16 protein-coding genes are annotated in these 21,198 nt (G+C 69.3%); 11 read left to right on the top strand and 5 right to left on the bottom strand.

The annotated features are described in order from the left end of the window. Positions 1-5: 5 nt before the first annotated feature. Together E5K04_RS13000 and E5K04_RS12995 are read left to right on the top strand one after the other, a co-directional pair. Positions 6-1,034, top strand: a complete 1,029-nt coding sequence (locus E5K04_RS13000; protein ID WP_136554805.1) for an arginine N-succinyltransferase — start codon at positions 6-8, stop codon at positions 1,032-1,034. Beyond that, a complete protein-coding gene (locus E5K04_RS12995; protein WP_136554803.1) occupies positions 1,031-1,780 on the top strand; it encodes an arginine N-succinyltransferase in 750 nt (249 codons plus the stop codon). Before E5K04_RS13000 ends, E5K04_RS12995 begins: the two co-directional genes overlap by 4 nt. 10 nt (positions 1,781-1,790) lie before the next feature. On the opposite strand, the gene E5K04_RS12990 is transcribed toward E5K04_RS12995, so the two are convergent. Further along, entirely contained in the window at positions 1,791-2,624 is an 834-nt protein-coding gene (locus E5K04_RS12990) for a MurR/RpiR family transcriptional regulator (RefSeq protein WP_136554801.1), read from the bottom strand. A 112-nt stretch (positions 2,625-2,736) separates the two neighbouring features. Between E5K04_RS12990 and E5K04_RS12985 the strand changes: the two genes are divergently transcribed. The 9 genes from E5K04_RS12985 to fdhF all read left to right on the top strand — a co-directional run bounded on the left by E5K04_RS12985 (position 2,737) and on the right by fdhF (position 16,145). Beyond that, positions 2,737-4,104, top strand: a complete 1,368-nt coding sequence (locus E5K04_RS12985; RefSeq protein WP_136554799.1) for a glutamine synthetase family protein — start codon at positions 2,737-2,739, stop codon at positions 4,102-4,104. A 1-nt stretch (position 4,105) separates the two neighbouring features. Further along, the gene (locus E5K04_RS12980) at positions 4,106-5,485 is read left to right on the top strand and encodes an aldehyde dehydrogenase family protein (protein ID WP_136554797.1); all 1,380 of its coding nucleotides are present in this window, start codon (positions 4,106-4,108) and stop codon (positions 5,483-5,485) included. Between the two features lie 2 nt (positions 5,486-5,487). Then, positions 5,488-6,681 (top strand): iron-containing alcohol dehydrogenase, encoded by a 1,194-nt coding sequence (locus tag E5K04_RS12975; RefSeq protein ID WP_136554795.1) that lies wholly within the window; start codon positions 5,488-5,490, stop codon positions 6,679-6,681. Continuing rightward, the gene (locus tag E5K04_RS12970) at positions 6,674-7,426 is read left to right on the top strand and encodes a gamma-glutamyl-gamma-aminobutyrate hydrolase family protein (RefSeq protein WP_168929224.1); all 753 of its coding nucleotides are present in this window, start codon (positions 6,674-6,676) and stop codon (positions 7,424-7,426) included. Before E5K04_RS12975 ends, E5K04_RS12970 begins: the two co-directional genes overlap by 8 nt. Next, positions 7,423-8,958, top strand: coding sequence for an amino acid permease (locus E5K04_RS12965; protein WP_136554790.1), 1,536 nt, complete (start codon positions 7,423-7,425; stop codon positions 8,956-8,958). The genes E5K04_RS12970 and E5K04_RS12965 overlap by 4 nt, the downstream gene beginning before the upstream one ends. A gap of 137 nt (positions 8,959-9,095) precedes the next feature. Next, positions 9,096-11,258 carry a catalase/peroxidase HPI gene (gene katG, locus E5K04_RS12960; RefSeq protein WP_136554788.1) on the top strand — a complete coding sequence of 721 codons (2,163 nt, stop codon included), beginning with the start codon at positions 9,096-9,098 and terminating at the stop codon, positions 11,256-11,258. A 131-nt stretch (positions 11,259-11,389) separates the two neighbouring features. Continuing rightward, complete coding sequence (locus E5K04_RS12955) at positions 11,390-11,827, top strand: NAD(P)H-dependent oxidoreductase subunit E (RefSeq protein WP_136554786.1); 438 nt, start codon at positions 11,390-11,392, stop codon at positions 11,825-11,827. Then, positions 11,824-13,368 carry a formate dehydrogenase beta subunit gene (locus E5K04_RS12950; protein ID WP_136554784.1) on the top strand — a complete coding sequence of 515 codons (1,545 nt, stop codon included), beginning with the start codon at positions 11,824-11,826 and terminating at the stop codon, positions 13,366-13,368. Before E5K04_RS12955 ends, E5K04_RS12950 begins: the two co-directional genes overlap by 4 nt. Beyond that, complete coding sequence (fdhF, locus tag E5K04_RS12945; protein ID WP_136554782.1) at positions 13,365-16,145, top strand: formate dehydrogenase subunit alpha; 2,781 nt, start codon at positions 13,365-13,367, stop codon at positions 16,143-16,145. The genes E5K04_RS12950 and fdhF overlap by 4 nt, the downstream gene beginning before the upstream one ends. Positions 16,146-16,197: 52 nt before the next feature. Here fdhF and E5K04_RS12940 read toward each other — a convergent pair whose 3' ends face one another. The 4 genes from E5K04_RS12940 to E5K04_RS12925 form a co-directional block, all read right to left on the bottom strand. Continuing rightward, entirely contained in the window at positions 16,198-17,130 is a 933-nt protein-coding gene (locus E5K04_RS12940; protein WP_136554780.1) for a bifunctional OB-fold nucleic acid binding domain-containing protein/MaoC family dehydratase, read from the bottom strand. Between the two features lie 3 nt (positions 17,131-17,133). Next, complete coding sequence (locus E5K04_RS12935) at positions 17,134-18,345, bottom strand: thiolase family protein (protein ID WP_136554778.1); 1,212 nt, start codon at positions 18,343-18,345, stop codon at positions 17,134-17,136. A 95-nt stretch (positions 18,346-18,440) separates the two neighbouring features. Further along, entirely contained in the window at positions 18,441-20,075 is a 1,635-nt protein-coding gene (locus E5K04_RS12930; RefSeq protein ID WP_136554776.1) for a class I adenylate-forming enzyme family protein, read from the bottom strand. Beyond that, entirely contained in the window at positions 20,072-21,196 is a 1,125-nt protein-coding gene (locus tag E5K04_RS12925; protein WP_136554774.1) for an acyl-CoA dehydrogenase family protein, read from the bottom strand. Before E5K04_RS12925 ends, E5K04_RS12930 begins: the two co-directional genes overlap by 4 nt. Positions 21,197-21,198 lie beyond the last annotated feature (2 nt).

The following is a 21,198-nucleotide window of genomic DNA, read 5'->3' as shown; positions in this document are numbered from 1 at the left end:
TTCCCATGCTCGTATTCAGACCCGTCACCGAACAAGACCTCGCCGCGGTGCACGCGCTGGCCGCACAAAGCCCGGTCGGCGTGACCTCGCTGCAAGGCAGCCGCGCGCGCCTCGCCGAGCGCATCCGGCAGAGCGAGTCGGCGCTCTCGGGCGACATCCGTTTCCGGGGCGAGGAGCGCTACCTGTTCGTGCTGGAGGACAGCACCAGCGGCGAGCTGGCCGGCGTGGCCGGCATCGACGCGTCGGCAGGCTTCGGCGAGCCTTTCTACTGTTTTCGCAACGACACGCTCTCGCACAGCTCGGCCAGCCTCGGGCTCGCCAACCGCGTGCATGTGCTGACGCTCTGCCACGACCTGAGCGACGCGTCCTTGCTGACGGCCTTTTATGCCGGCCCGGGGGCAGGGCGTGCGGGCACCGAACTTCTGTCGCTCGCGCGCCTGATGTTCGTCGCCTGCCATCCGCAGCGTTTCGCGGACACGGTGGTGTCGACCATGCTCGGGGTGACCGAAGCGGACGACGTCTCGCCCTTCTGGGATTCGGTCGGGCGGGTGTACTTCGGCATCGACTACGCCGAGGCCGAGCGCATTTGCGGCGAACACGGCCGGCGCGCGCTCGCCTCGCAGATGCCGCAGCAGCCGATCTACGTGCCCTTGCTGTCCGAGTCCGCACAACTGGTGATGGGCGAAGTCGGCGAGGAGGCGAGGGTGGGGTACGACATCCTCTACGGCGACGGATTCGAGGTGGAAGACTATATCGACGCGTTCGACGGCGGGCCGGTGCTGCTCGGGCGGGTGTCCGCCCTGCGCTCGACCGCCGCGAGCAGGACCTGGCCGGTCGCCTCCGGCGCGCCGGAAGCGCCCGAGGCCGGCACCGAATGGCTGCTCGCCAACACCGGTACCGCGACGTTCAGGGCGGTGCGCGCGCGCGCCTCGCTCGAGGCGGGCATGCTGCGGGTCGGGCCTGCGGCCATGGCGGCCTTGCAGCTTGGCGAAGGCGCCTGGGTGCGTGCGTTACCGTGCGGGGAGGGACAATGATGCAGGTGAGGCTTGCACAGGGGGGTGACAGGGGCGCGCTGATCCAGCTTGACGGCGGCCGCTGCGCGGGGTTTGGCCGCCTCGGCGTAGAAGTGCATGAGCTGAGCGACTGGCTTGGCGGCCCAGCCGGCACCGGCACCGCCGTGCTGGTGCTCGAAGACGCTCGGCAGGCGCTGTGCGGCTACGCGCTGTTGGGTACGCCGGCCGTGGCCGCGCACTTCAGGCGGGGGCTGTGCGTGCGGCGCGTCCCCTTCGCCGGGATCGAGCGCGCGTTGCCGACGCTATCGCTCGTCAATGATCTCACCGGCGCGGGGCAGTTGCATGCGCTGCGGGTGGGGGGTGGCGTCGAGCCTTCTGCTGGCGCGGCACAGTTGCTTGCGGCCTGCCAGACGTTGGCGTCAGCCGAACCGGACCGCTTCGGCCGGCGGCTCTTCGCCACCTTGCCAGGTGTGCGGGACGACAGCGGCGATTCCCTGCTGTGGCAGGCGCTGGGCCGGCATTTTGCCGTGCAGGGCAGCGACTTTATGGCCACGGACGGGGCGCTGCTCGCCGAATTGCTGCCGCAGCACACCCTCTTTAGCGGTTTCCTGCCCGAGCCCGCCCGCGCCGCGCTGGGGGAGGTCGGCGACGCACACCTTGACGCGCAAGAATGGCTGCGCGCGGCGCTCTGGCAAGAGAGTGACTACGTCGACCCGTTCGACGGCGGGCCGGTACTGGTGCTGCCATCGCAGGGCGCCGGGCGCTGACGCCCGGGCTTCACGCGCCACCCCATTCGTCGATCAGGGCGAGCCGGCCGGTGCTGTGCGCACCGCGCAGCTGGTGCACACGAGCGATCAGCGCCTCGACCAGCACGAACAGCGGCAGCTTGCTGCCCCAGCCGGCAGCCGCGCTGCTGCGCCCGACCAGCACCAGCCGTCCTAGCGGCGCGATCGGCGACAGCCACTGGTCGGTGATCAGGCACAGGGTGAGCCGGTGCTGCGCCGCCTTGCGCGAGAGCGCTTCCAGCGCCGGGTCGTAGCGGCGGATGTCGAAGAGCAGCATCAGGTCCCCCTTGCGGAAGTCGACCAGGGTATCCGCCCAGGCTGACCCCGCACCGGCGAGCAGGTCGACGCCCGGGCGCATCGCGCGCAGGTGCTGGGCGAGATAGGCCGCCAGCGCCTGCGTGAGCCTGCCGCCGGCGAGTACCACCCTGTGCGCGGGGTCGGCGAGCGCATAGGCGAGCGCCTCGAAGTCGCCGCGCGGCACCTGCGCGAGCGTACCGGTCAGCGCCTCTTGCGCTAGTCCGGCAAACCCGGCGAGGAAATCCTCGTCGACCGGAACGCTTCCATCCAGCCTCGAGCGCGACAGCGTCGATGCCAGCCTCTCCTCCAGTTCCCCCCTCAGTGCTGCCTGGAAGGCAGCGTAGTGCTCGAACCCGAGCCTGGACACCAGACGCAGCACGGTCGGCCCGCTGACCCCGCATTCGGCGGCCAGCTGCGCGATCGTCTGCAGACCGGCGACCGGGGTGTCGACCATCAGCCGCCGTGCCACCTTGCGCTCGGCCGGCGGCAGCGCGTCGAACTGCGCACGCATGCGTTCAAGTACGGCCATTGCAGCCTTTCTCCGTCATATGTTCCATTTGTTACAAATTAGTCTTGATTTCCAAAAAATGAATTTCTAAAACAATTCCATGTGCATTTATGCGCGAAGGAAGGAGTAGGCGATGCAGACGCAGGCGATCAGGACGGCGGCCGATCTTGCGGCGCTGGTCACGCAAAGAGGGCTCAAGCAGGTCAAGGTGGGTCTCTACGACATCGACGGGGTGATGGCAGGCAAGTACATGTCGACCGACAAGTTCCTGTCCGCGCTCGACAAGGGCTTCGGCTTCTGCGACGTGGTGTTCGGCTGGGACGTCGGCGACCGCCTGTACGACAACACCCGGCTCACCGGCTGGGGGCGCGGCTACGGCGACGCCGAAATCCGCCTGTTGCCCGACTCGGTGCGCGAGTTGCCGCTGGAAGGCGACATGTTGCTGGTGCAGGGCGAGGTGACAGGCAGGCTCGAGTGCCTGTGCCCGCGTGGCGTGCTGCGCCGCCTGCTCGCGCGGGCCGACGCGCTGGGTTTCGAGGTGCACGCAGGCTTCGAATACGAGTTCCTCGCGGTGGACGAGCCGGACGAGGCGCTGTTTGCGCGCGCCTACCGCGACCCGCGCCCGCTCGGACGCGGCGCCTTCGGCTACTCGGTGCTCAGGAACTCGGTGAACACCGACTTCTACCGCGCCCTGCTTGATTTGTGCGAACGCATGGACATGCCGATCGAGGGCTTCCACGAGGAGACCGGGCCGGGCCAGCTCGAGGCCGCGCTGTCGGTGGCCCCTGCGCTGCGCGCCGCCGACAACGCCGCGCTCTTCAAGACCTTCAGCAAGGTGCTCGCGCAAAAACAGGGGCGGATGGTGTCGTTCATGGCCAAGTGGAACGAGCAGCAGTCGGGGCAGGGCGGCCACCTGCACATCTCTCTGCGCGGCAAGGACGGGTGCAACGCCTTCTACGACGAGGCCGCCGAACACGGCATCAGCCGCGTGCAGCGCCATTTCGTCGGCGGCTTGCAGCGCTACATGGCCGATATCGCGGCGACCGCCGCGCCGACCATCAACAGCTTCCGTCGCCTGGTGCCGGGCTACTGGGCACCGACGCTGTCGCTGTGGGGCGTCGACAACCGCACCGTCGCGATCCGGGTGATCCCCGGTTCGGACAAGAGCCAGCGCGTCGAGTACCGGCTGCCCGGTGCCGACGCCAACCCCTACCTTGCGCTGGCCGGCGCATTGGCGGCGGGCCTCGCCGGCGTCGACGAGGCAATCGAGCCGGACGAGGCGGTGACCGCCAACGGCTATCAGTTGGACGCGCCGCCCGAGCGCAAGCTGCCCTCGACGCTGTGGGACGCCGCGCAGCGCCTGCGTCACAGCAGCGTCGCCCGCCGCGCCTTCGGCGACGACTTCGTCGAGCACTTCGCCGCGACGCGTGAATGGGAGGAGCGCGAATTCCAGCGCTACGTGACCGACTGGGAACTGAAACGCTACTTCGAGATCATCTGACATGCCCTTTGAAGTCATCTCCCCCGCGGACGGCAGCGTCTGCTTCAGCGGCGAGTATTCGAGCGACGCCGAGGTCGCCGCCGCGCTGGGCGCCGCGCGCAAGGCCGGCCGCCACTGGCGCGCGCTTTCCATCGCAGAGCGGGCCGCGCATGTCGCGCGAGCGCTGGATTGCCTGGAAGGGCAAAAATCGCGCGTCGCGCAAGCGATCAGCGTCGCCATCGGCCGGCCTATCCGCTATTCGCCTGGCGAGGTGGGCGGCGTGCTCGAGCGCGGCCGCCACATGCTCGCCGCCGCCGAGGCCGCGCTCGGGGACGTGCACCCCGCAGCCGTGCCCGGCATCCGCCACTTCATGCGGCGCGAGGCGCTGGGCACGGTGCTGGTGCTCGCGCCGTGGAATTACCCCTTCCTGACCGCGATCAATTCGATCGTGCCGGCGCTCGTCGCCGGCAACACGGTGCTGCTCAAACACTCGAGCCAGACTCCGCAGGCAGCGCGGCTGTTCGCCGAGGCCTTCTCGGCAGCCGGGCTGCCCGCCGGCGTGTTCCAGATCCTGTTCCTGCCGCACGAGGCGACGCTCAGCTTAGTCGCGAGCGACGGGGTCGACGCGGTGGTGTTCACCGGTTCGATCGAGGGCGGGCGCGCAATCGAGCGCGCCGCCGCCGGGCGTTTCATCCCGGTCGGGCTGGAGCTGGGCGGCAAGGACGCCGCCTATGTGCGTGCAGACGCCGACCTTGGCCGTGCGGTCGAATCGCTGGTCGACGGTGCCTTCTTCAACAGCGGCCAGTCCTGCTGCGGTGTCGAGCGCATCTATGTGGCGGCGCCGCTCTACCGCGACTTCGTCGACGCCTTCGTCGATGAGACGCTGCGCTACCGGCTTGGCCATCCGCTGGACGCCGAAACCACGCTGGGGCCGATGGTGCGCGCCAGCGCCGCCGACTTCGTGCGCGGCCAGATCAGCGACGCCTGCCGCGAGGGCGCCTCGGCGCTGATCAGCCCCTCGGCCTTCCCGCGCGACGCGGCGGGCACGCCCTACCTCGCGCCGCAGGTGCTCGTCGACGTCAGGCAAGCGATGCGCGTGATGCAGGAGGAGAGCTTCGGGCCGGTGGTCGGCATCATGCCGGTGCCGGACGACGAGGCGGCGCTCGCGCTGATCAACGACAGCCGCTACGGGCTGACCGCGTCGCTGTGGACGCGCGACGAGGACGCCGCGCTGCATCTGGGCGCGCGCATCGAGGCGGGCACCATCTTCATGAACCGTTGCGACTACCTCGACCCGGCGCTTGCGTGGACCGGCGTCAAGGACAGCGGGCGCGGGGTGTCGCTCTCGACGCTCGGCTACGCGCAACTGACCCGCGTCAAATCCTTCCACCTGAGGGCCTGAACATGTCGCTGAACGGCAACTGGAACTACCCGACCCGCGTGCGCTTCGGCGCGGGACGCCTCGCCGAGGTGCCCGACGCCTGTGCCGCGCTGGGCGTGACGCGCCCCTTGATCGTCACCGACCCGGGCCTCGCGCAACTGCCGCCGCTTTCGCGGCTCAAGGCCGTGCTTGGCCAGGCGGGCATGCCCTTCGCGCTCTTTAGCGCGCTCAAGCCCAACCCTGTCGGCGCCGAAGTGGTCGCCGGCATCCGCTGTTATCTGGAGGCGGGCTGCGACGGGGTGGTCGCGATCGGCGGTGGCAGCGCGCTCGACGTGGGCAAGGCGGTCGCGCTCTTGGCGCGCCAGTTGCCGTTCGCCGCGGGTGCGGGCGAGGCGGACGACTTGTGGCAGTACGAGGACGTAGGGGACAACTGGGCGCGGGTGGACGCCGCGCTGGCTTCCCCGGTGCTCGCGCTGCCGACCACCGCAGGCACCGGCAGCGAGGTCGGCCGCGCGTCGGTGATCGTCGACGAGGCCGAGCACCGCAAGGTGATCCTGTTCCACCCGCTCATGTTGCCCGGGCAGGTGATCGCCGACCCGGAACTGACGGTCGGGCTGCCGCCCGCGCTCACCGCGGCGACCGGCATCGACGCGCTGGTGCACAACTTCGAGGCGTACTGCGCCGCTGGCTACCATCCGCTGGCCGACGGCATCGCACTGGAGGGGATGCGTCTGGTGCACGGTTTTCTTGAGCGCGCGGTGCGCGACGGGCAGGACATCGAGGCACGCGCCCAGATGCTCGCCGCCTCGCTGATGGGCGCGACGGCGTTCCAGAAGGGGCTGGGCGCGGTGCACGCGCTCGCGCACCCGGTCGGCGCGGTTTTTGACAAACACCACGGCCTCGTCAACGCCGTGCTGCTGCCTTACGTGATCCGCCACCAGCAAGCTGCGATCGAAGGCAAGCTTGTCCACCTCGCGCGGGTGCTTGGGCTGCCGGGCGGGGACGCCGCCGCGGTGCTCGCCTGGGTGGAGGGGCTGCGCGCCGCGTGCGCGATCCCCGACACGCTCGCCGAGATCGGTGTAGCGGAAGAGCGCGCCGACGAGGTCGCGCGCATGGCCAAGGCCGACCCGAGCGACGCGACCAACCCGCGGCCCTGGTCGGTCGACGACTACCGCGCGGTGTATCTTGCCGCGTGCCGTGGAGAGACGGGTGGCTGAGGTGGTGGTGGGGCTCACCAGCTACCCGGCGGCCGACGGGCACGGCCCGCATGTGCCGGTCGAGTACCTGGACGCCGTGGTGCGCGCAGGCGGCGTGCCGCTGATGCTGCCGCATACGGCAGGGGAGGACGCCGGGCGCTGGGCGCGTGCCTGGCTTGCCCGCGTCGACGCGCTGGTGCTGATCGGCGGTGGCGACATCGACCCTGTGCACCACCGCAGCGAGCGCCACGCCGAACTCTATAGCGTCGAGCCCGCGCGCGACCAGACCGAGCTTGCGCTGGTGCGCGCGGCGCTTGCGGCGCGCCGCCCGCTGCTTGCGATCTGCCGCGGCCTGCAACTCATCAACGTCGCGCTGGGCGGCAGCTTGCACCTGCATTTGCCCGACGCAGTCGGCGAGGCCATCGCGCACCGCCAGCCGCCGCGCTCGCCGACGCCGCATCCGGTGCGCATCGCCGGCGATTCACGGCTGGCCACCCTGCTGGGGGAGAGGGTGAGCCCGATGTCGTGGCACCACCAGGCGGTCGAGCGCCTCGGCTCGGGCGTGCGGCCTGTCGCGTGGGCCGACGACGGCGTTGTCGAGGCGATCGAGCTTGACGACCACCCGCAAGTCACCGCTGTGCAGTGGCACCCGGAACTCACCGCGGCGCAAGACGCCGCGCAACAGTCGCTGTTCGACCATCTGGTTCAGTCCGCGCGCCGCGGACAGCTTTCCGGCGCACACAACAACTCTGGGGAGGGTTTATGAGCGATCAAAGAGACGGGGTGCACGCGCACTTGTCGGAAGACGAGAAGCAGTTGCACAGCATGGGGTACGCGCAGGAGTTGTCGCGCCGGATGACCGGCTTTTCCAACTTCGCGATCTCGTTTTCCATCATCTGCATCCTGGCCGGCGGCATCACCGCGTTCCCGGCCGCGCTGTCGGCCGGCGGCGGCGCGTCGGTCGGCATCGGCTGGCTGGTCGGCTCGGCCTTCGTGCTGATGGTCGCCGCGTCGATGGCGCAGATCGCCTCGGCCTATCCGACCGCCGGCGGCCTCTACCACTGGGGCTCGATTCTGGGCGGGCGCGGCTACGGCTGGGTGGTCGCCTGGTTCAACCTGCTCGGGCTGATCTTCGTCGTCGCGTCGGTGAACTTCGGCGTGTACGACCCCTTCTTCAAGACGCTGATCGCGCCGATGCTGGGCATCGCGCCGGAGAGCCTGGGCTGGGGCGCGCAGACGCTGTTCATCGCGCTTGTCACCCTGTCGCAGGCCTGGCTCAACCATCAGGGCATCCGGGTGACGACCTGGCTGACCGACCTCTCCGGCTACCTGATCTTCTTCGTGTCGATGGTGCTGACGGTGTCGCTCCTGCTGTACGCACCGGGCCCGCTCGACTTCACGCGCCTCTTCACCTTCACCAACTTCACCGGCAGCGAAGGCAGCCTGTGGCCGCAAAACAGCAGCCCGCTGATGGTGTTCCTGTCGGGGCTGTTGCTGACTGTGTACACGCTGACCGGCTACGACGCGTCCGCGCACACCTCGGAGGAAACCCGCCACGCCGCGGTCAACGTGCCCAAGGGCATCATGCTGGCGGTGCTGTGGTCGGCGCTGTTCGGCTACATCCTGGTGTCGGTGTTCGTGTTGGCGATGCCGAGTGTCGAGGAGGGCGTCAAGCAGGGCATCGGCGTATTCGCCGCACTGCTGGGGATGTTGCCAAAGCCCTTGCAGGTGGGGCTTGGCATCGGCGTATTCGTCGTCAACTACATCTGCGGTCTGGCCTGCCTCACCTCGACCTCGCGCATGATCTATGCGTTTGCGCGCGACGGTGGCCTGCCTTTCTCGCACGCGCTCAAACAGGTGCACCACCAGCACCGCACGCCGGTGGCGGCGATCTGGACCGGCGCGCTGCTCGCCATTGCGGCGACGCTGTACGGCGACGCCTTCATCGTGCTGTCGACCGCGTGCGCGGTATTGCTCTACATCTCCTACGTGATGCCGATCACCGTCGGCATCTTCGCCGAGGGGCGGAGTTGGAAGCACAAGGGGCCGTTCAACCTCTACAGCTGGTCGCGCCCGGTCGCCGTGCTCGCCACCATCGGCGGGTTGACGCTGGCCTTTGTCGGCATCCAGCCGCCGAACGAGAAGGTGCTCTACATCATCGTCGCGCTGCTGGTCGTGCTTGCCGTGTTCTGGCACGTAATCGGCGTGAAGAAGTCCTTCAAGGGGCCGCCGATGGGCGAGCGTATCGGCCGCCACCAGGCGCATATCCGCGAGATCGAGCGCGAAATGGAGAGCTGACGCGCCTGGCCGCCCGGGCCGGAGCATGCCGCACGGCGTGTTCCGGCTTTTTTCTTGCCTACACTTCTCAGGATTGCCGGCCTGCCCTGCGTCATGCGCAGGCAGGCCGGTCCCACACCGTAGCGGAGGGTTTGACGATGCAAGCGAAGCAGCAAATGGCGGGCCAGTGCCCGGTGATGCACGGCGCGAACACCGAAGTGGGCAGCAGCGCGCCCTGGTGGCCGCACGCGCTGAACCTCGACATCCTGCACCAGCACGACAGCAAGACCAACCCGATGGGGGGCGGCTTCGACTACCGCAAGGCAGTCGCAGGGCTCGACTTCGCCGCGCTGAAACAAGACCTCGCCGACTTCATGACGCAGAGCCAGGCGTGGTGGCCGGCCGACTGGGGGCACTACGGCGGGCTGATGATCCGCATGGCCTGGCACGCGGCCGGCACCTACCGCACGGCCGACGGGCGCGGCGGCGCCAGCCGCGGCAACCAGCGCTTCGCGCCACTGAACTCGTGGCCGGACAACGCCAACCTCGACAAGGCGCGCCGCCTGTTGTGGCCGATCAAGAAAAAATACGGCAATCGGCTTAGCTGGGCCGACCTGATCGTGCTTGCCGGCACCATGGCCTACGAGACGATGGGACTGAAGACCTACGGTTTCTCGTTCGGGCGTGAAGACATCTGGCACCCGGAAAAGGACATCAACTGGGGGCCGGAGAAAAACTGGCTGGGCGCCGAGCGCTATCTGGGCGACGAGCGCGCGTCACTCGCCAACCCGCTCGCCGCGGTGCAGATGGGGTTGATCTACGTGAACCCGGAAGGGGTGGGCGGCCAGCCCGACCCCTTGCGTACCGCAGAGGACGTGCGGGTGACCTTCGCGCGCATGGCGATGGACGACGAGGAAACCGTCGCGTTGGCCGCCGGCGGCCACACCGTCGGCAAGTGCCACGGCAACGGCGACGCCGCCCGTCTCGGGCCGGCGCCCGAGGGCGCGCCGCTGGAAGACGCCGGTCTTGGCTGGCTCAACAAGACTACCCGCGGCATAGGCCATGATGCGGTAACCAGCGGGCTGGAAGGCGCGTGGACGACTCATCCGACGCGCTGGGACAACGGCTACTTCAAGCTGCTCTTGGGTTACGAGTGGGAACTGAAGAAGAGCCCGGCCGGCGCCTGGCAGTGGGAGCCGATCGGTATCCGCGAGGAGGACAAGCCGCTTGACGCCGAAGACCCATCGATTCGCCGCAACCCGATCATGACCGACGCCGACATGGCGATGAAGATGGACCCGGCGTACCGCAAGATTGCCGAGCGCTTCGCCGCCGACCAGGACTACTTCTCCGCAGTGTTCGCCCGCGCGTGGTTCAAGCTGACCCACCGCGACCTCGGGCCGAAAAGCCGTTACATCGGACCGGACGTGCCCGCCGAAGACCTGATCTGGCAGGACCCGGTGCCGGCAGGCCCGGTGGGCTACGACGTCGCCGCCGCCAAGGCGAAGATCGCCGCCTCCGGCCTGTCGGTGGCCGAGCTGGTCGCCACCGCGTGGGACAGCGCGCGCACCTTTCGCGGCTCGGACAGGCGCGGCGGCGCCAACGGCGCGCGCATCCGCCTGGCCCCGCAGAAGGACTGGCCGGGCAACGAACCCGAGCGGCTCGCCCGCGTCCTTTCGGTGCTCGAGCCGGTCGCGCGGGAGGTCGGCGCGAGCGTCGCCGACATCATCGTGCTGGCGGGCAATGTCGGCGTCGAGCGGGCGGCGAACGCGGCGGGGTTTGACGTCGAGGTGCCGTTTTCGCCCGGGCGCGGCGACGCGGGCGAAGAGACGACCGACGCGGCGTCGTTCGCGGTGTTGGAACCGGTGCACGACGGCTTCAGGAACTATCTGCAGGCCGACTACGCGGTGCCCGCCGAAGAGTTGTTGCTCGAGCGCAGCCAGCTGATGGGGCTGACCGCGCCCGAGATGACGGTGCTGGTTGGCGGCCTGCGCGTGCTGGGCGCCAACCACGGTGCTTGCAAGGACGGCGTGTTCACCGGACGCGTAGGCGTGCTCAGCAACGACTTCTTCGTCAACCTCACCGACATGGGCAATAGCTGGCAGGTGGCGGGCGACAGGGGTTACGAACTGCGCGACCGCGCCAGCGGCGCGCCCAAGTGGACGGCGAGCCGGGTCGATTTGGTGTTCGGATCGAATTCGGTGCTGCGCGCCTACGCCGAGCTGTACGCGCAGGACGACAACGCCGGAAAGTTCGTGTGCGACTTCGTCTCGGCGTGGGTGAAGGTGATGAACGCCGACCGCTTCGACCTGCACGCCTGAGCCTGGGCTTCAAGCGCGAGGGCACCCCGCGGGGTGCCCTTTTTGTTCAGTTTCACTTTGGCCAGCCACATGGCCTGAAAATGCTTAGGCAACTAACTAAAGTGGGTTTTTAAGCCGACGGGAGCGACGCGATGACCGGGCCGTTGACAGACGAAGCGCTAGCCGCGCTGATCGAAAGCCACAGGAGGCAGAAAGGCGCGTTGCTGCCGCTATTGCACGCGGTGCAGGCCGCCTGCGGCTACATCCCGGAGACGGCGATCGCGGCTATCGCCAAGGCGCTGCGCATCTCGCGCGCCGAGCTCGAAGGGGTGGTCAGCTTCTACGCGGACTTCCGGCGCAGCCCGCCGAACCTGCACCGGCTGCGCATCTGCCGTGCCGAGTCGTGCCGCGCGACGGGCAGCGAGGCGCTGTGGCTGGCCGCCCAAGGCGCGCCCGCGGATATCGACGTCGAGGCCGTGTACTGCCTGGGCGCCTGCGCGGCCTCTCCCGCCGCCGAATACGACGGACGCCTGTTGTGCAGGCTGGATCCCGCGCGCGTCGCGCGGCTGCTGCAGGAGGGCAAATCGTGACCGTACGCGTGAGGATCAGCGAGGACTCGGTCGCCTGCGCGCTGGGCGCGAACGAGGTCGCCGCGGCGCTTGCAGCAGCGCTTGCCGAGCGTGGACTGCAAGCGGAGGTGGTGCGGGTGAGCGCACGCGGGCTCTATTGGCTCGAGCCGCTGCTGGAAGTCGACACCGACACGGGCAGCTTCGGCTACGGGCCGGTCACCGCGGCCGACATCGACAGCCTGCTGGACGCCGGCCTCATGCAGGGCGGCGCGCACCCGCTCGCGCTGGGGCCGGTCGACGCGCTGCCGTATCTGGTACGCCAGCAGCGGCTGGTGTTCGCGCGCGCCGGGCTGACCCGGCCGCTGTCGCTGGACGATTACCTGGAGCGTGGCGGTTACGCCGGGCTCAAGCGGCTGCTCGCCATGGGGGAGGACGCCTTCCTGGCCGAACTGGAAGCGTCCGGCCTGCGCGGGCGTGGCGGCGCGGCGTTCCCCGCGCATATCAAGTGGCAGAGCGTGCGTACGCAAGCGGATACCGAGCGCTATGTCGTGTGCAACGCCGACGAGGGCGACTCCGGCGCGTACGCCGACCGCATGCTGCTCGAGGGAGACCCGTACGCCTTGCTCGAAGGAATGGCCATCGCCGCGTTGTGCGTCGGCGCGGAGCAGGGCTACGTCTACGTGCGCAGCGAATACCCGCAGGCGATCGAAAAGCTGCGGCAGGCCGTAGCGCGCGCCGAGGCGGCCGGATTCCTGGGGGGCGATATAGCGGGCAGCGGCCGCGCGTTCCGCGTCGAAGTGCGCGCCGGCGCCGGCGCGTATATCTGCGGCGAGGAGTCGGCGCTCATCGAGTCGATCGAGGGCAGGCGCGGGCAGGTGAGGGCGCGCCCGCCGCTGCCGGCCGTCTCTGGCCTGTTCGGCAAGCCGACGCTGGTGCACAACGTGCTCTCGCTCGCGTCTTTGCCGGTGATCGCGCGGGACGGCGGTGCGGCGTTTTACCACTTCGGGCGCGAGCGCTCGCGCGGCACCCTGGCGCTCACCCTCGCCGGCAGCCTGCGCCAGTGCGGGCTGGTCGAGACCGCGTTCGGGCCGACGCTCGGCGAACTCGTCAATGACTTTGGTGGCGGTGCCAGAACGGGGTGCGTCAAGGCCGTGCAGGTCGGCGGGCCGCTGGGCGCGTGGCTGACCCCGGACGACTTCGAGCTGCCGCTCGACTACGAGGCGTTCGCCGCGCGCGGCGCCATCCTCGGCCACGGCAGCGTGGTCGCGGTTGATGAAACGTGCGACATGGCGGGCATGGCGCGTCTGGCGTTCACCTTCTGCGCGGCCGAATCCTGCGGCAAGTGCACGCCGTGCCGCGTCGGCTCGGTGCGCGGCGGCGAAATCGTCGACCGCCTGATGGCCGGCAGCCATCACGCCGCCGACGACGTCGCGCTGCTGTTGGAACTCACTGACACCCTGCGCGACGCATCGCTATGCGCGTTGGGCGGCATGCTGCACTACCCGGTGCGCTCGGCGCTCGAGCATTTCCCGGGCGAATTCACCGAAAGGGGACCGCAATGAAAAGCCGCCGCGAAGCCGACCTTGGCACGCCCGTGCCCGTGCCCGTGCCGGCCGGTGCCGTCTCGCTGACCATCGACGGCCATCGTATTGAAGTTGCCGCCGGCACCTCGTTGATGCGCGCCGCCGCGCTCGCCAACTCGCCGCTGCCCAAGTTGTGCGCGACCGACACGTTGTCGCCTTTCGGCTCGTGCCGGCTGTGCCTGGTCGAGATCGACGGCCGCCACGGCACCCCTGCCGCCTGCACCACGCCGTGCGAGGACGGCATGCTCGTGCGCACGCAAAGCCCGCGCCTTGCCGAGCTACGCCGCGGCGTGATGGAACTCTACCTGTCGGACCACCCGACCGATTGCCTGAGCTGCGCGGCCAACGGCAATTGCGAGCTGCAGGACACCGCAGGCGAAATCGGCGTGCGCGAGATCCGCTACGGGGTCGGGCAGGGCGACAATCACCTGGACGAGGCGATCGACACCTCCAACCCCTATTTCGTGTACGACCCGGCACGCTGCGTGGTGTGTTCGCGCTGCGTGCGCGCCTGCGAAGAGGTGCAGGGCACCTTCGCGCTCAATATCAGCGGCCGCGGTTTCGCCTCGCGGGTCGGTTTTGCCGGCGAAAACCTGATGGGGTCCGAGTGCGTGTCGTGCGGCGCCTGCGTCGAGGCGTGCCCGACCGCCACGCTGACCGAGCGCACGCTGATCGCCGCCGGGCAGCCTACCCACGCGCTGACTACCACCTGCGCGTACTGCGGCGTCGGGTGTTCGCTGGAGGCCGAGGTCAAGGGCGGGGAGGTGGTGCGGCTGACCCCGTCGCGCGCGGGCGGCGCCAATCACGGTCACGCCTGCGTGAAGGGCCGTTTCGCCTGGGGCTACGCGACGCACCCGGAGCGGGTGAAAAAACCTCTGATCCGCGAGCGCATTACCGACCCTTGGCGCGAAGTGGATTGGGACGAGGCGATCGCCTTCGCCGCCGCGGGCCTGAAACGCGTGCAGGAAGAACACGGGGTCGGCGCGATCGGCGGCATCGCGTCCAGCCGCTGCAGCAACGAGGAAGCCTACCTTGTGCAGAAGCTGGTACGCGCAGCGTTCGGCAACCACAACATCGACAACTGCGCGCGGGTCTGCCATTCGCCGAGCGAGTACGGGCTGAAGGCCGCGTTCGGCGAGGCGGCCGGCACCCAGCACTTCGACTCGGTGTACGCGGCCGACCTGATCCTGGTGTGCGGCGCCAATCCGACCGACGCGCACCCGGTGTTCGCCTCGGCCTTGCGCCGCCGCCTGCGCGAGGGCGCGCGGCTGATCGTGATCGACCCTAGGCGAACCGGCCTGCTGGACACCCTGCACGCAGGCGAAGGGCTGCACCTCGCGGTGAGGCCCGGCACCAACGTGCTGCTGCTCAACGCGATCGCCTACACCCTGATCGAGGAAAAACTGGTCGACCGTGACTTCATCGGCAAGCGCTGCGATGAAAGCTCGTGGCTGTCCTGGCACGATTTCATCCTGCAGCCCGAACATGCACCGGAGGCGGTAGAAGCCGAGTGCGGCGTCGCGGCGGCGCTGATCCGCGAGGCGGCGCGCCTGTATGGGCAGGCCGCCAACGCGGCGATCTTCTACGGCCTTGGCGTCACCGAACACAGCCAGGGCTCGAGCGGGGTGATGGCGCTGGCCAACCTGGCGCTCGCCACCGGCAACCTCGGCCGCGATGGGGTCGGCGTCAACCCCTTGCGCGGGCAGAACAACGTGCAGGGCGCGTGCGACATGGGCGCGGTGCCGCACGAATTCACCGGCTACCGCCATGTCGGCTTGTCGGAGGTGCGGGAGAGCTTCGAGGCGGCGTGGGGCGTGAAGCTGCCGGAAGAGGCCGGCCTGCGCATCCCGCAGATGTTCGAGGCGGCGCTCGAAGGCCGTTTTCTCGGGCTTTACTGCCAGGGCGAGGACATTGCACAGTCCGACCCGGACAGCCGCCACGTGCACGCGGCGCTCACGGCGATGGAATTCGTGGTGGTGCAGGACATCTTCCACAACGAGACGGCCCGCTTCGCGCATGTGCTGCTGCCCGGCGCGACTTTCCTGGAGAAGGATGGCACCTTCACCAACGCCGAGCGGCGCATCTCGCGCATCCGTCGCGTGCTGCCGCCGCTTGCCGGCATGGCCGACTGGCAGGTGACGCAGGCGCTTGCGCGCGCGATGGGCTACCCGATGGCGTACGGCCACCCCTCCGAGGTGATGGACGAGATCGCGCAGCTGACGCCGACCTTCGCCGGCGTCAGCTACGGCCTGCTCGACAAGCTAGGCAGCGTGCAGTGGCCGTGCGACGCAGCTGCGCCCCACGGCACAGCCGTGCTGCACGCCGATACCTTTACCCGCGGGCTTGGCCAGTTCAACAACACGCCCTACATGCCGACCAGCGAGGCGGTCAGCCGGGCCTTCCCGCTGTTGCTGACCACCGGGCGCATCCTCGAGCACTACAACGTCGGCGCGCAGACGCGGCGCACCGCCAACCTCGTGTGGGCCGACCGCGACCATCTGCGCATCCACCCGCAGGACGCCGCCGCGCGCGGCATCCTGGCGGGCGACCGGGTGCGCGTGGCGAGCCGGATGGGACAGACGGAACTGGACGCGCAAGTGACCGACACCGTGCAGCCGGGCGTCGTCTACGCGTCGTTCCACTTCCCGCAAAGCGGCACCAACGTGCTGACCACGCTGAATGCCGACTGGGCGACCTCGTGCCCCGAGTACAAGGTCACCGCGGTCGAGGTCGAGCGAGCGGGAGGGCCGGAATGAAAAAAGGCCCCGCGCAAGCGGGGCCAACCACCACATCGAGGGGCTGCAAACTTTAAGGCATGTAAAGCACGATCAACTCGTTGATCAGTGCGGGTCTTTCCTGGCCGACCACGTGCACGCACATCTCCAGCGTCAGCTGGGTGCCGGCCTTGACTTCGTCGACCGCCTTGACGCGTGCGCGGCCGTGGATCCGGCTGCCGGCGGGCACCGGCGAGGGGAAGCGCAGCTTGTTGCTGCCGTAGTTGGCCATATTGCCGAAGCCGGCCAGTTCCCAGTCAAGCGGCATAGACAGGCGGGAGAGCAGCACCTGGATCAGCATGCCGTGCGCGATGGTGCCGCCGAACGGGCCTTGCTTCCTGGCGCGCTCCGGGTCGGTGTGGATCCAGTAGTCGTCGCCGGAGAGCGCGGCAAACTGGTCGATCAGGTCCTGCCCCACCGTATACGTGTTGCTCCAGCCCGAGTAGTCGTCGCTGATAAGTGCCTTCAGCGACTCGAAGTCCTTGAAGTGGATCTGCCGCTTAGGCGTGGCCGGCGTGGTCTCTGCCGGCGTGTCGTCCACCGCGCGCCCGATCACGGCCAGCGACTTGTCCTCGCCCGTGAAGCGCAGCAAGGGGGTGTCGCCGCTTTCGTCGAACACCGGTTTCACCGCCATGCCGACGCTGATCTCGTCTTCGGCGAGGCCCACTAGCGTGGTGTTGAGGTGTACGCCTTCGGCCAGTTCGACCACCGCGAGCTTCTGCGGCGCCTCGTCGGCGAAGTCCGGCAGCGTCGGGATGCGCGCGACGGTGTAGGTCAACAGCTTGCCGCGGCCGGACACCTCGCGCCAGGCGAGGCGGTCGGACAGGCAGTGCGGGCAGTGGCGGCGCGGGAAGAAGTTCCAGCGGCCGCAGGCGTCGCACTGCTGCAGCTCGATGCGGCGCGCCTTGAGCGCATCCCAGTACGGGCGCGAGATGTCGGTCGCGACCGGTTGCGGTTTGTTTGCCATGGTTTATTCCCCCATCAGGATCAGCGCGGCCTGCTCGCTCATCACGCCGCCGGTGCCGGAGACGAAGGCCTTGTCGCAGCGCGCCAGTTGGCGTTCGGCGCAGCTGCCGCGCAATTGTTCGACTGCCTCGATCAGTTGGCTCATGCCACCGGCGCTGCCGGCTTGGCCGAAGCCCAGCTGGCCGCCGTGGGTGTTCAGCGGGAAGTCGCCCTTGTAGGTGAGGTCGTGCTCGCGCACGAAGGCCATGCCTTCGCCCTTCTTGGCGAAGCCGGCGTCCTCCAGCGACAGCAGCACCGTGATGGTGTAGCAGTCGTAGAGCTGGGCGACGTCGATGTCGGCCGGCGTGATTCCGGCCATCGCGAAGGCGCGGCGCGACGCCGTCCCGATCGGCGTGTCGAGCATGTCCGGCGCGTAAGTTGGCGACTTGCTGATGATGTGCTCGCCAAAGCCCTTGATCCAGGCCGGGCGATGCCGGCAGCGGTGGGCGAGGTCCGCGCTGGTGACGATGAAGGCAGCGCCGCCGGCAACCGGCATCACGATCTCGAGCACGCGCAAGGGGTCGGCGACCATGCGGCTGGCGAGCACGTCGTCGATGGAGAGCGGCTTGCCGTAGAACATCGCGTTCGGGTTGGCGCAGGCGTTGGTGCGCTGGTCGACGACGATCTTGGCCATCGCCGCCTCGTCGTAGCCGTAACGCGCCTTGTAGCGCTGGGCGATCATCGCGTAGCCGGTGTTCTGCGCCATATGGCCGTAGGGCAGGTCGAACTCGGCCTCGGGCGCGCCGTAGGCGGTGCTGTGCCCGCCGTAGCGCATCGCGCGCGCCATCGCCATCGGGTCCTCGTCCGGGCCCATCGGCGCCATCCGCTGCGGAATCACGCACAGCACGGCGCGGCACAGGCCAAGCTCGATCGCGGCGGCGGCGCGCCACGCCATGGCGACGCCGGAGGCGCCGCCCAGATCGACCACTTCGCCGAAGTTGAGCGCGGTGCCGAGGTATTCGCCGACCATGGCCGGCACGAAGCTGCTCGCCTCGTGAAAGTGCGGGCCGTTCACGCACAGCCCGTCGATGTCGGACGCCTCGAGGCCGGCGTCCAGCAGCGCCTGGCGCGCGAGGTCGGCGACCTGCTCGAGGTGGAACATGCGCGGGGCCGTCTGGTACTTCTCCGGCCGGTATTGCGCGACGCCGACGATTGCCGCCTTGCCTTGCAAGCCCATCGTTTTTCTCCTGGCTGAAACTGTCCTGTGTCCTTTGTACCGCGCACCGGCCCCTCCGCCATCGTCCGTGCGGAGGAGTCGGCGGGTGCCGGCCGCTAGACGGGCACCCTGAGCGCCTGGCGCATCAGCTTGCCGGTCGCGTTGCGCGGCAGCGCGGTCTCGCTGACATGGATGCTGGCGGGCACCTTGTACGCGGCTAGGCGCGCGGCGGCAAACGCGCGGATCGCTTCGGCGTCACGCGGTGCGCCCGCGCGCACCACCACCACGGCTTCCAGCCGCTCGCCCAGGCGCTCGTCCGGCACCGCCAGCGCGGCGGCTTCCAGCACGTCCGGGTGCGCGGTCAGGCAGTGTTCGACTTCGGAGAGCGAGAATTTCTCGCCGCCGCGGTTGACCACTTCCTTGCTGCGCCCGGTCAGCCGGACCAGGCCGTCGGCGTCGACCACGCCGATGTCGCCGGTCGCGAACCACGCGCCATTGAAGGCCGAACGGTCGAGCTGCCCGTCCTGCCAGTAACCGTCCATCAGCGTGACGCCGAAGAAGGCGAGTTCGCCTTCGACGCCGGCCGGGCAGGGCGTGCCGTCGGGCGCCTGCGCGCGCACCCGCATGATCGGCGACACCAGACCGCTGGCCTGCGGGTGTTCGAAGAAGAGCTCGCCGCTGTTCACACAGCCGGCGCCGCCGGTCTCGGTCATGCCGTAGCCGACGCCCTGCATCGTCTCGGGCAGCGCGCGCGCGATGCGGCCGGACAGCGACTCGGGCACGCCGGCGCCGCCGTAACCCAGCGCCAGCAGGTGGGAGAGGCGCGCCGGATCGAACGCCGGGTGGCTGATCAGGTCGACCTGCATGGCCGGCGAGCCGTTGAAGGTGGTGACGCCGTCTTCCTGCATCGCACTGATCGCCTCGGCAGCGTCCCATTTGTGCATCAGCGCAAGCTCGCGCCCGCCGCGCAGCCCGGCGACAAACTGTGCCATCAGCCCGGAGACGTGAAACAGCGGCACCGCGAGCAGGCTCTTGATGCGCCGGCCGGCGGCGCGCGCGATCAGCGCGGGCTGCGCCATCGCGCCGACCGCGGCGAAGAAGTCGAAGTTGAACGCGCCCTGCGCGAGCGCACGCTGCGAGAGCAGCACTGCCTTGGCGCGCGCGCTGGTGCCCGAGGTGAACAGCACCGCGGCGGTGTCGTCGGGCGAAACCTGCGGCCAGACCTCCGGTATCGGGCCGGCCAGGGTTGCCAGTTCGAGCCCGGCTGCGCCGTCGACGCCGACCACGGTCAGGCCGCCCAGCCGCCCTTCGAGCCGGGAGAGGCGGTCGCCGTCGGCGATCAGCCAGCTTGCCTGGCCGTCGGTGATCGCGTGGGCGAGTTCCTCGCCCTGCCACCAGCTATTGAGCGCGCAGGGCACGGCGCCGGCCTTGAGCACCGCGTGGAAGGCGACCAGCCACTCGGGCCGGTTGCGCATCGCGATGGCGACGCGCGTGCCGCGGGAGAGCCCGTGCGCGATCAGGCCGGCGGCCACGCGTTCGACCTCGGCGAAGTAGTCATTGAAACTCAGCTGTTTGCCCAGGTAGGACACGAAGATGGCGTCGCCGTGGCGGCGGCCTGCTTCCAGCGCCTCGTTCAGCGTCGCAGGCGCGTTGCGGAACACCGGCAACCCGTCCTGTTCGGCCAACTCGAACGGCGCACCCGGTGCGGTCAGCTGCGCGTACGCGGTCTTCCACTTGTCTATCGTGCTCATGCCACCACTCCGATCACTCGTGCGTAACGCGCGCGCTGGTACACGCTGTCGCCCAGCAGGGCTTCCAGCACCTGTACGCGCTTGAGGAAAAGGCCGACGTCCAGCTCGTCGGTGACGCCGATGCCGCCGTGCAGTTGCACCGCCTCGTCGGCGATGGCAAGCGCAGTCTCGCCAGCCATGCCCTTGGCGAGCGCGGCGAGGCGGGCGAGGTCCGCGTCGCTGTCCAGCGCGGCGACGGCGGCCTGCACGCAGCTCTCGGCAAGCTCGATGCGGGTGAACAGCCGTGCCATGCGGTGCTGCAGCGCCTGGAAGGCGCCGATCTTGCGGCCGTACTGCTCGCGCTGTTTCAGATAATCGAGCGTGGTGTCGAACAGCACGCGGCTGACCGCCTGCAACTGCGCGGCCAAAGCGATGCGCGCGCGCTCAAGCACGGTGTTAAGTGCAGCGTCGGCCGCCGCGCCGCGCGCGAGCAGCGCGGCTTCGTCCACTTGCACCCCGTCAAGCCGCACGCGCGCCATCGGCTGCGCGTCGATCTGCGATAGCGGCTGGATGCGCACGCCCGCGGTGTGCGCGTCCAGCACGAACAGCAGTGTTTCGTCGGTGTCTGCGTCGCGTGCGACGGTAATCAGTACGTCGGCGAATTCGCCGTCGACGACCGCGCACTTGGCGCCGTCGATGCGCCAGAGCCCCGCCGTGCGCCTCGCGCGGGTTTCGACACGCGCCGGGTCGTGTCGGGCGCGTTCGTCCAGCGCCAGCGCGCCAAGTTTGTCGCCGGTGGCCAAGGCCGGCAGCCAGTCACGCTTTTGCGCGTCAGACCCTGCTGCTTCGACCAGCCCCGCCGCCAGCAGGTTGCTGGCGAGTAGCGGGGTGGCGGCTAGCGTGCGTGCGGCTTCGGCAAGCAGCAGTGCGACGCCGGAGCGGCCGAAGGCGACGCCGCCGACGGATTCGGGCAACGCGATCGCATTCCAGCCAAGCTCGGCCATCTCGCGCCAGGCGTCCGCGTCGCGGCTTTGCCCTTGCGCCTTCAGTTTGCGCTGGTGCGCAAGCGGCAGGCGGCCGGCGAAAAAGTCGGCCGCGCTCTCGCGCAGCATGTTCTGGTCTTCGTTCAGGACAAAACGCATCG

Source organism: Crenobacter intestini, assembly GCF_004919095.1.
In the GTDB taxonomy this organism is placed as follows: domain Bacteria; phylum Pseudomonadota; class Gammaproteobacteria; order Burkholderiales; family Chromobacteriaceae; genus Craterilacuibacter; species Craterilacuibacter intestini.
This window is presented reverse-complemented; position numbering and strand designations above follow the sequence as displayed.

What these genes read in the sequence shown, in the direction of transcription:
- E5K04_RS12935 (WP_136554778.1), bottom strand. Translation starts at nt 18,345, where the DNA reads ATGGGCTTGCAAGGCAAGGCGGCAATCGTCGGCGTCGCGCAATACCGG.
- E5K04_RS12955 (WP_136554786.1), top strand. Translation starts at nt 11,390, where the DNA reads ATGACCGGGCCGTTGACAGACGAAGCGCTAGCCGCGCTGATCGAAAGC.
- E5K04_RS13000 (WP_136554805.1), top strand. Translation starts at nt 6, where the DNA reads ATGCTCGTATTCAGACCCGTCACCGAACAAGACCTCGCCGCGGTGCAC.
- E5K04_RS12975 (WP_136554795.1), top strand. Translation starts at nt 5,488, where the DNA reads ATGTCGCTGAACGGCAACTGGAACTACCCGACCCGCGTGCGCTTCGGC.
- E5K04_RS12990 (WP_136554801.1), bottom strand. Translation starts at nt 2,624, where the DNA reads ATGGCCGTACTTGAACGCATGCGTGCGCAGTTCGACGCGCTGCCGCCG.
- E5K04_RS12940 (WP_136554780.1), bottom strand. Translation starts at nt 17,130, where the DNA reads ATGGCAAACAAACCGCAACCGGTCGCGACCGACATCTCGCGCCCGTAC.
- E5K04_RS12985 (WP_136554799.1), top strand. Translation starts at nt 2,737, where the DNA reads ATGCAGACGCAGGCGATCAGGACGGCGGCCGATCTTGCGGCGCTGGTC.
- E5K04_RS12980 (WP_136554797.1), top strand. Translation starts at nt 4,106, where the DNA reads ATGCCCTTTGAAGTCATCTCCCCCGCGGACGGCAGCGTCTGCTTCAGC.
- fdhF (WP_136554782.1), top strand. Translation starts at nt 13,365, where the DNA reads ATGAAAAGCCGCCGCGAAGCCGACCTTGGCACGCCCGTGCCCGTGCCC.
- E5K04_RS12965 (WP_136554790.1), top strand. Translation starts at nt 7,423, where the DNA reads ATGAGCGATCAAAGAGACGGGGTGCACGCGCACTTGTCGGAAGACGAG.
- katG (WP_136554788.1), top strand. Translation starts at nt 9,096, where the DNA reads ATGCAAGCGAAGCAGCAAATGGCGGGCCAGTGCCCGGTGATGCACGGC.
- E5K04_RS12925 (WP_136554774.1), bottom strand. Translation starts at nt 21,196, where the DNA reads ATGCGTTTTGTCCTGAACGAAGACCAGAACATGCTGCGCGAGAGCGCG.
- E5K04_RS12930 (WP_136554776.1), bottom strand. Translation starts at nt 20,075, where the DNA reads ATGAGCACGATAGACAAGTGGAAGACCGCGTACGCGCAGCTGACCGCA.
- E5K04_RS12995 (WP_136554803.1), top strand. Translation starts at nt 1,031, where the DNA reads ATGATGCAGGTGAGGCTTGCACAGGGGGGTGACAGGGGCGCGCTGATC.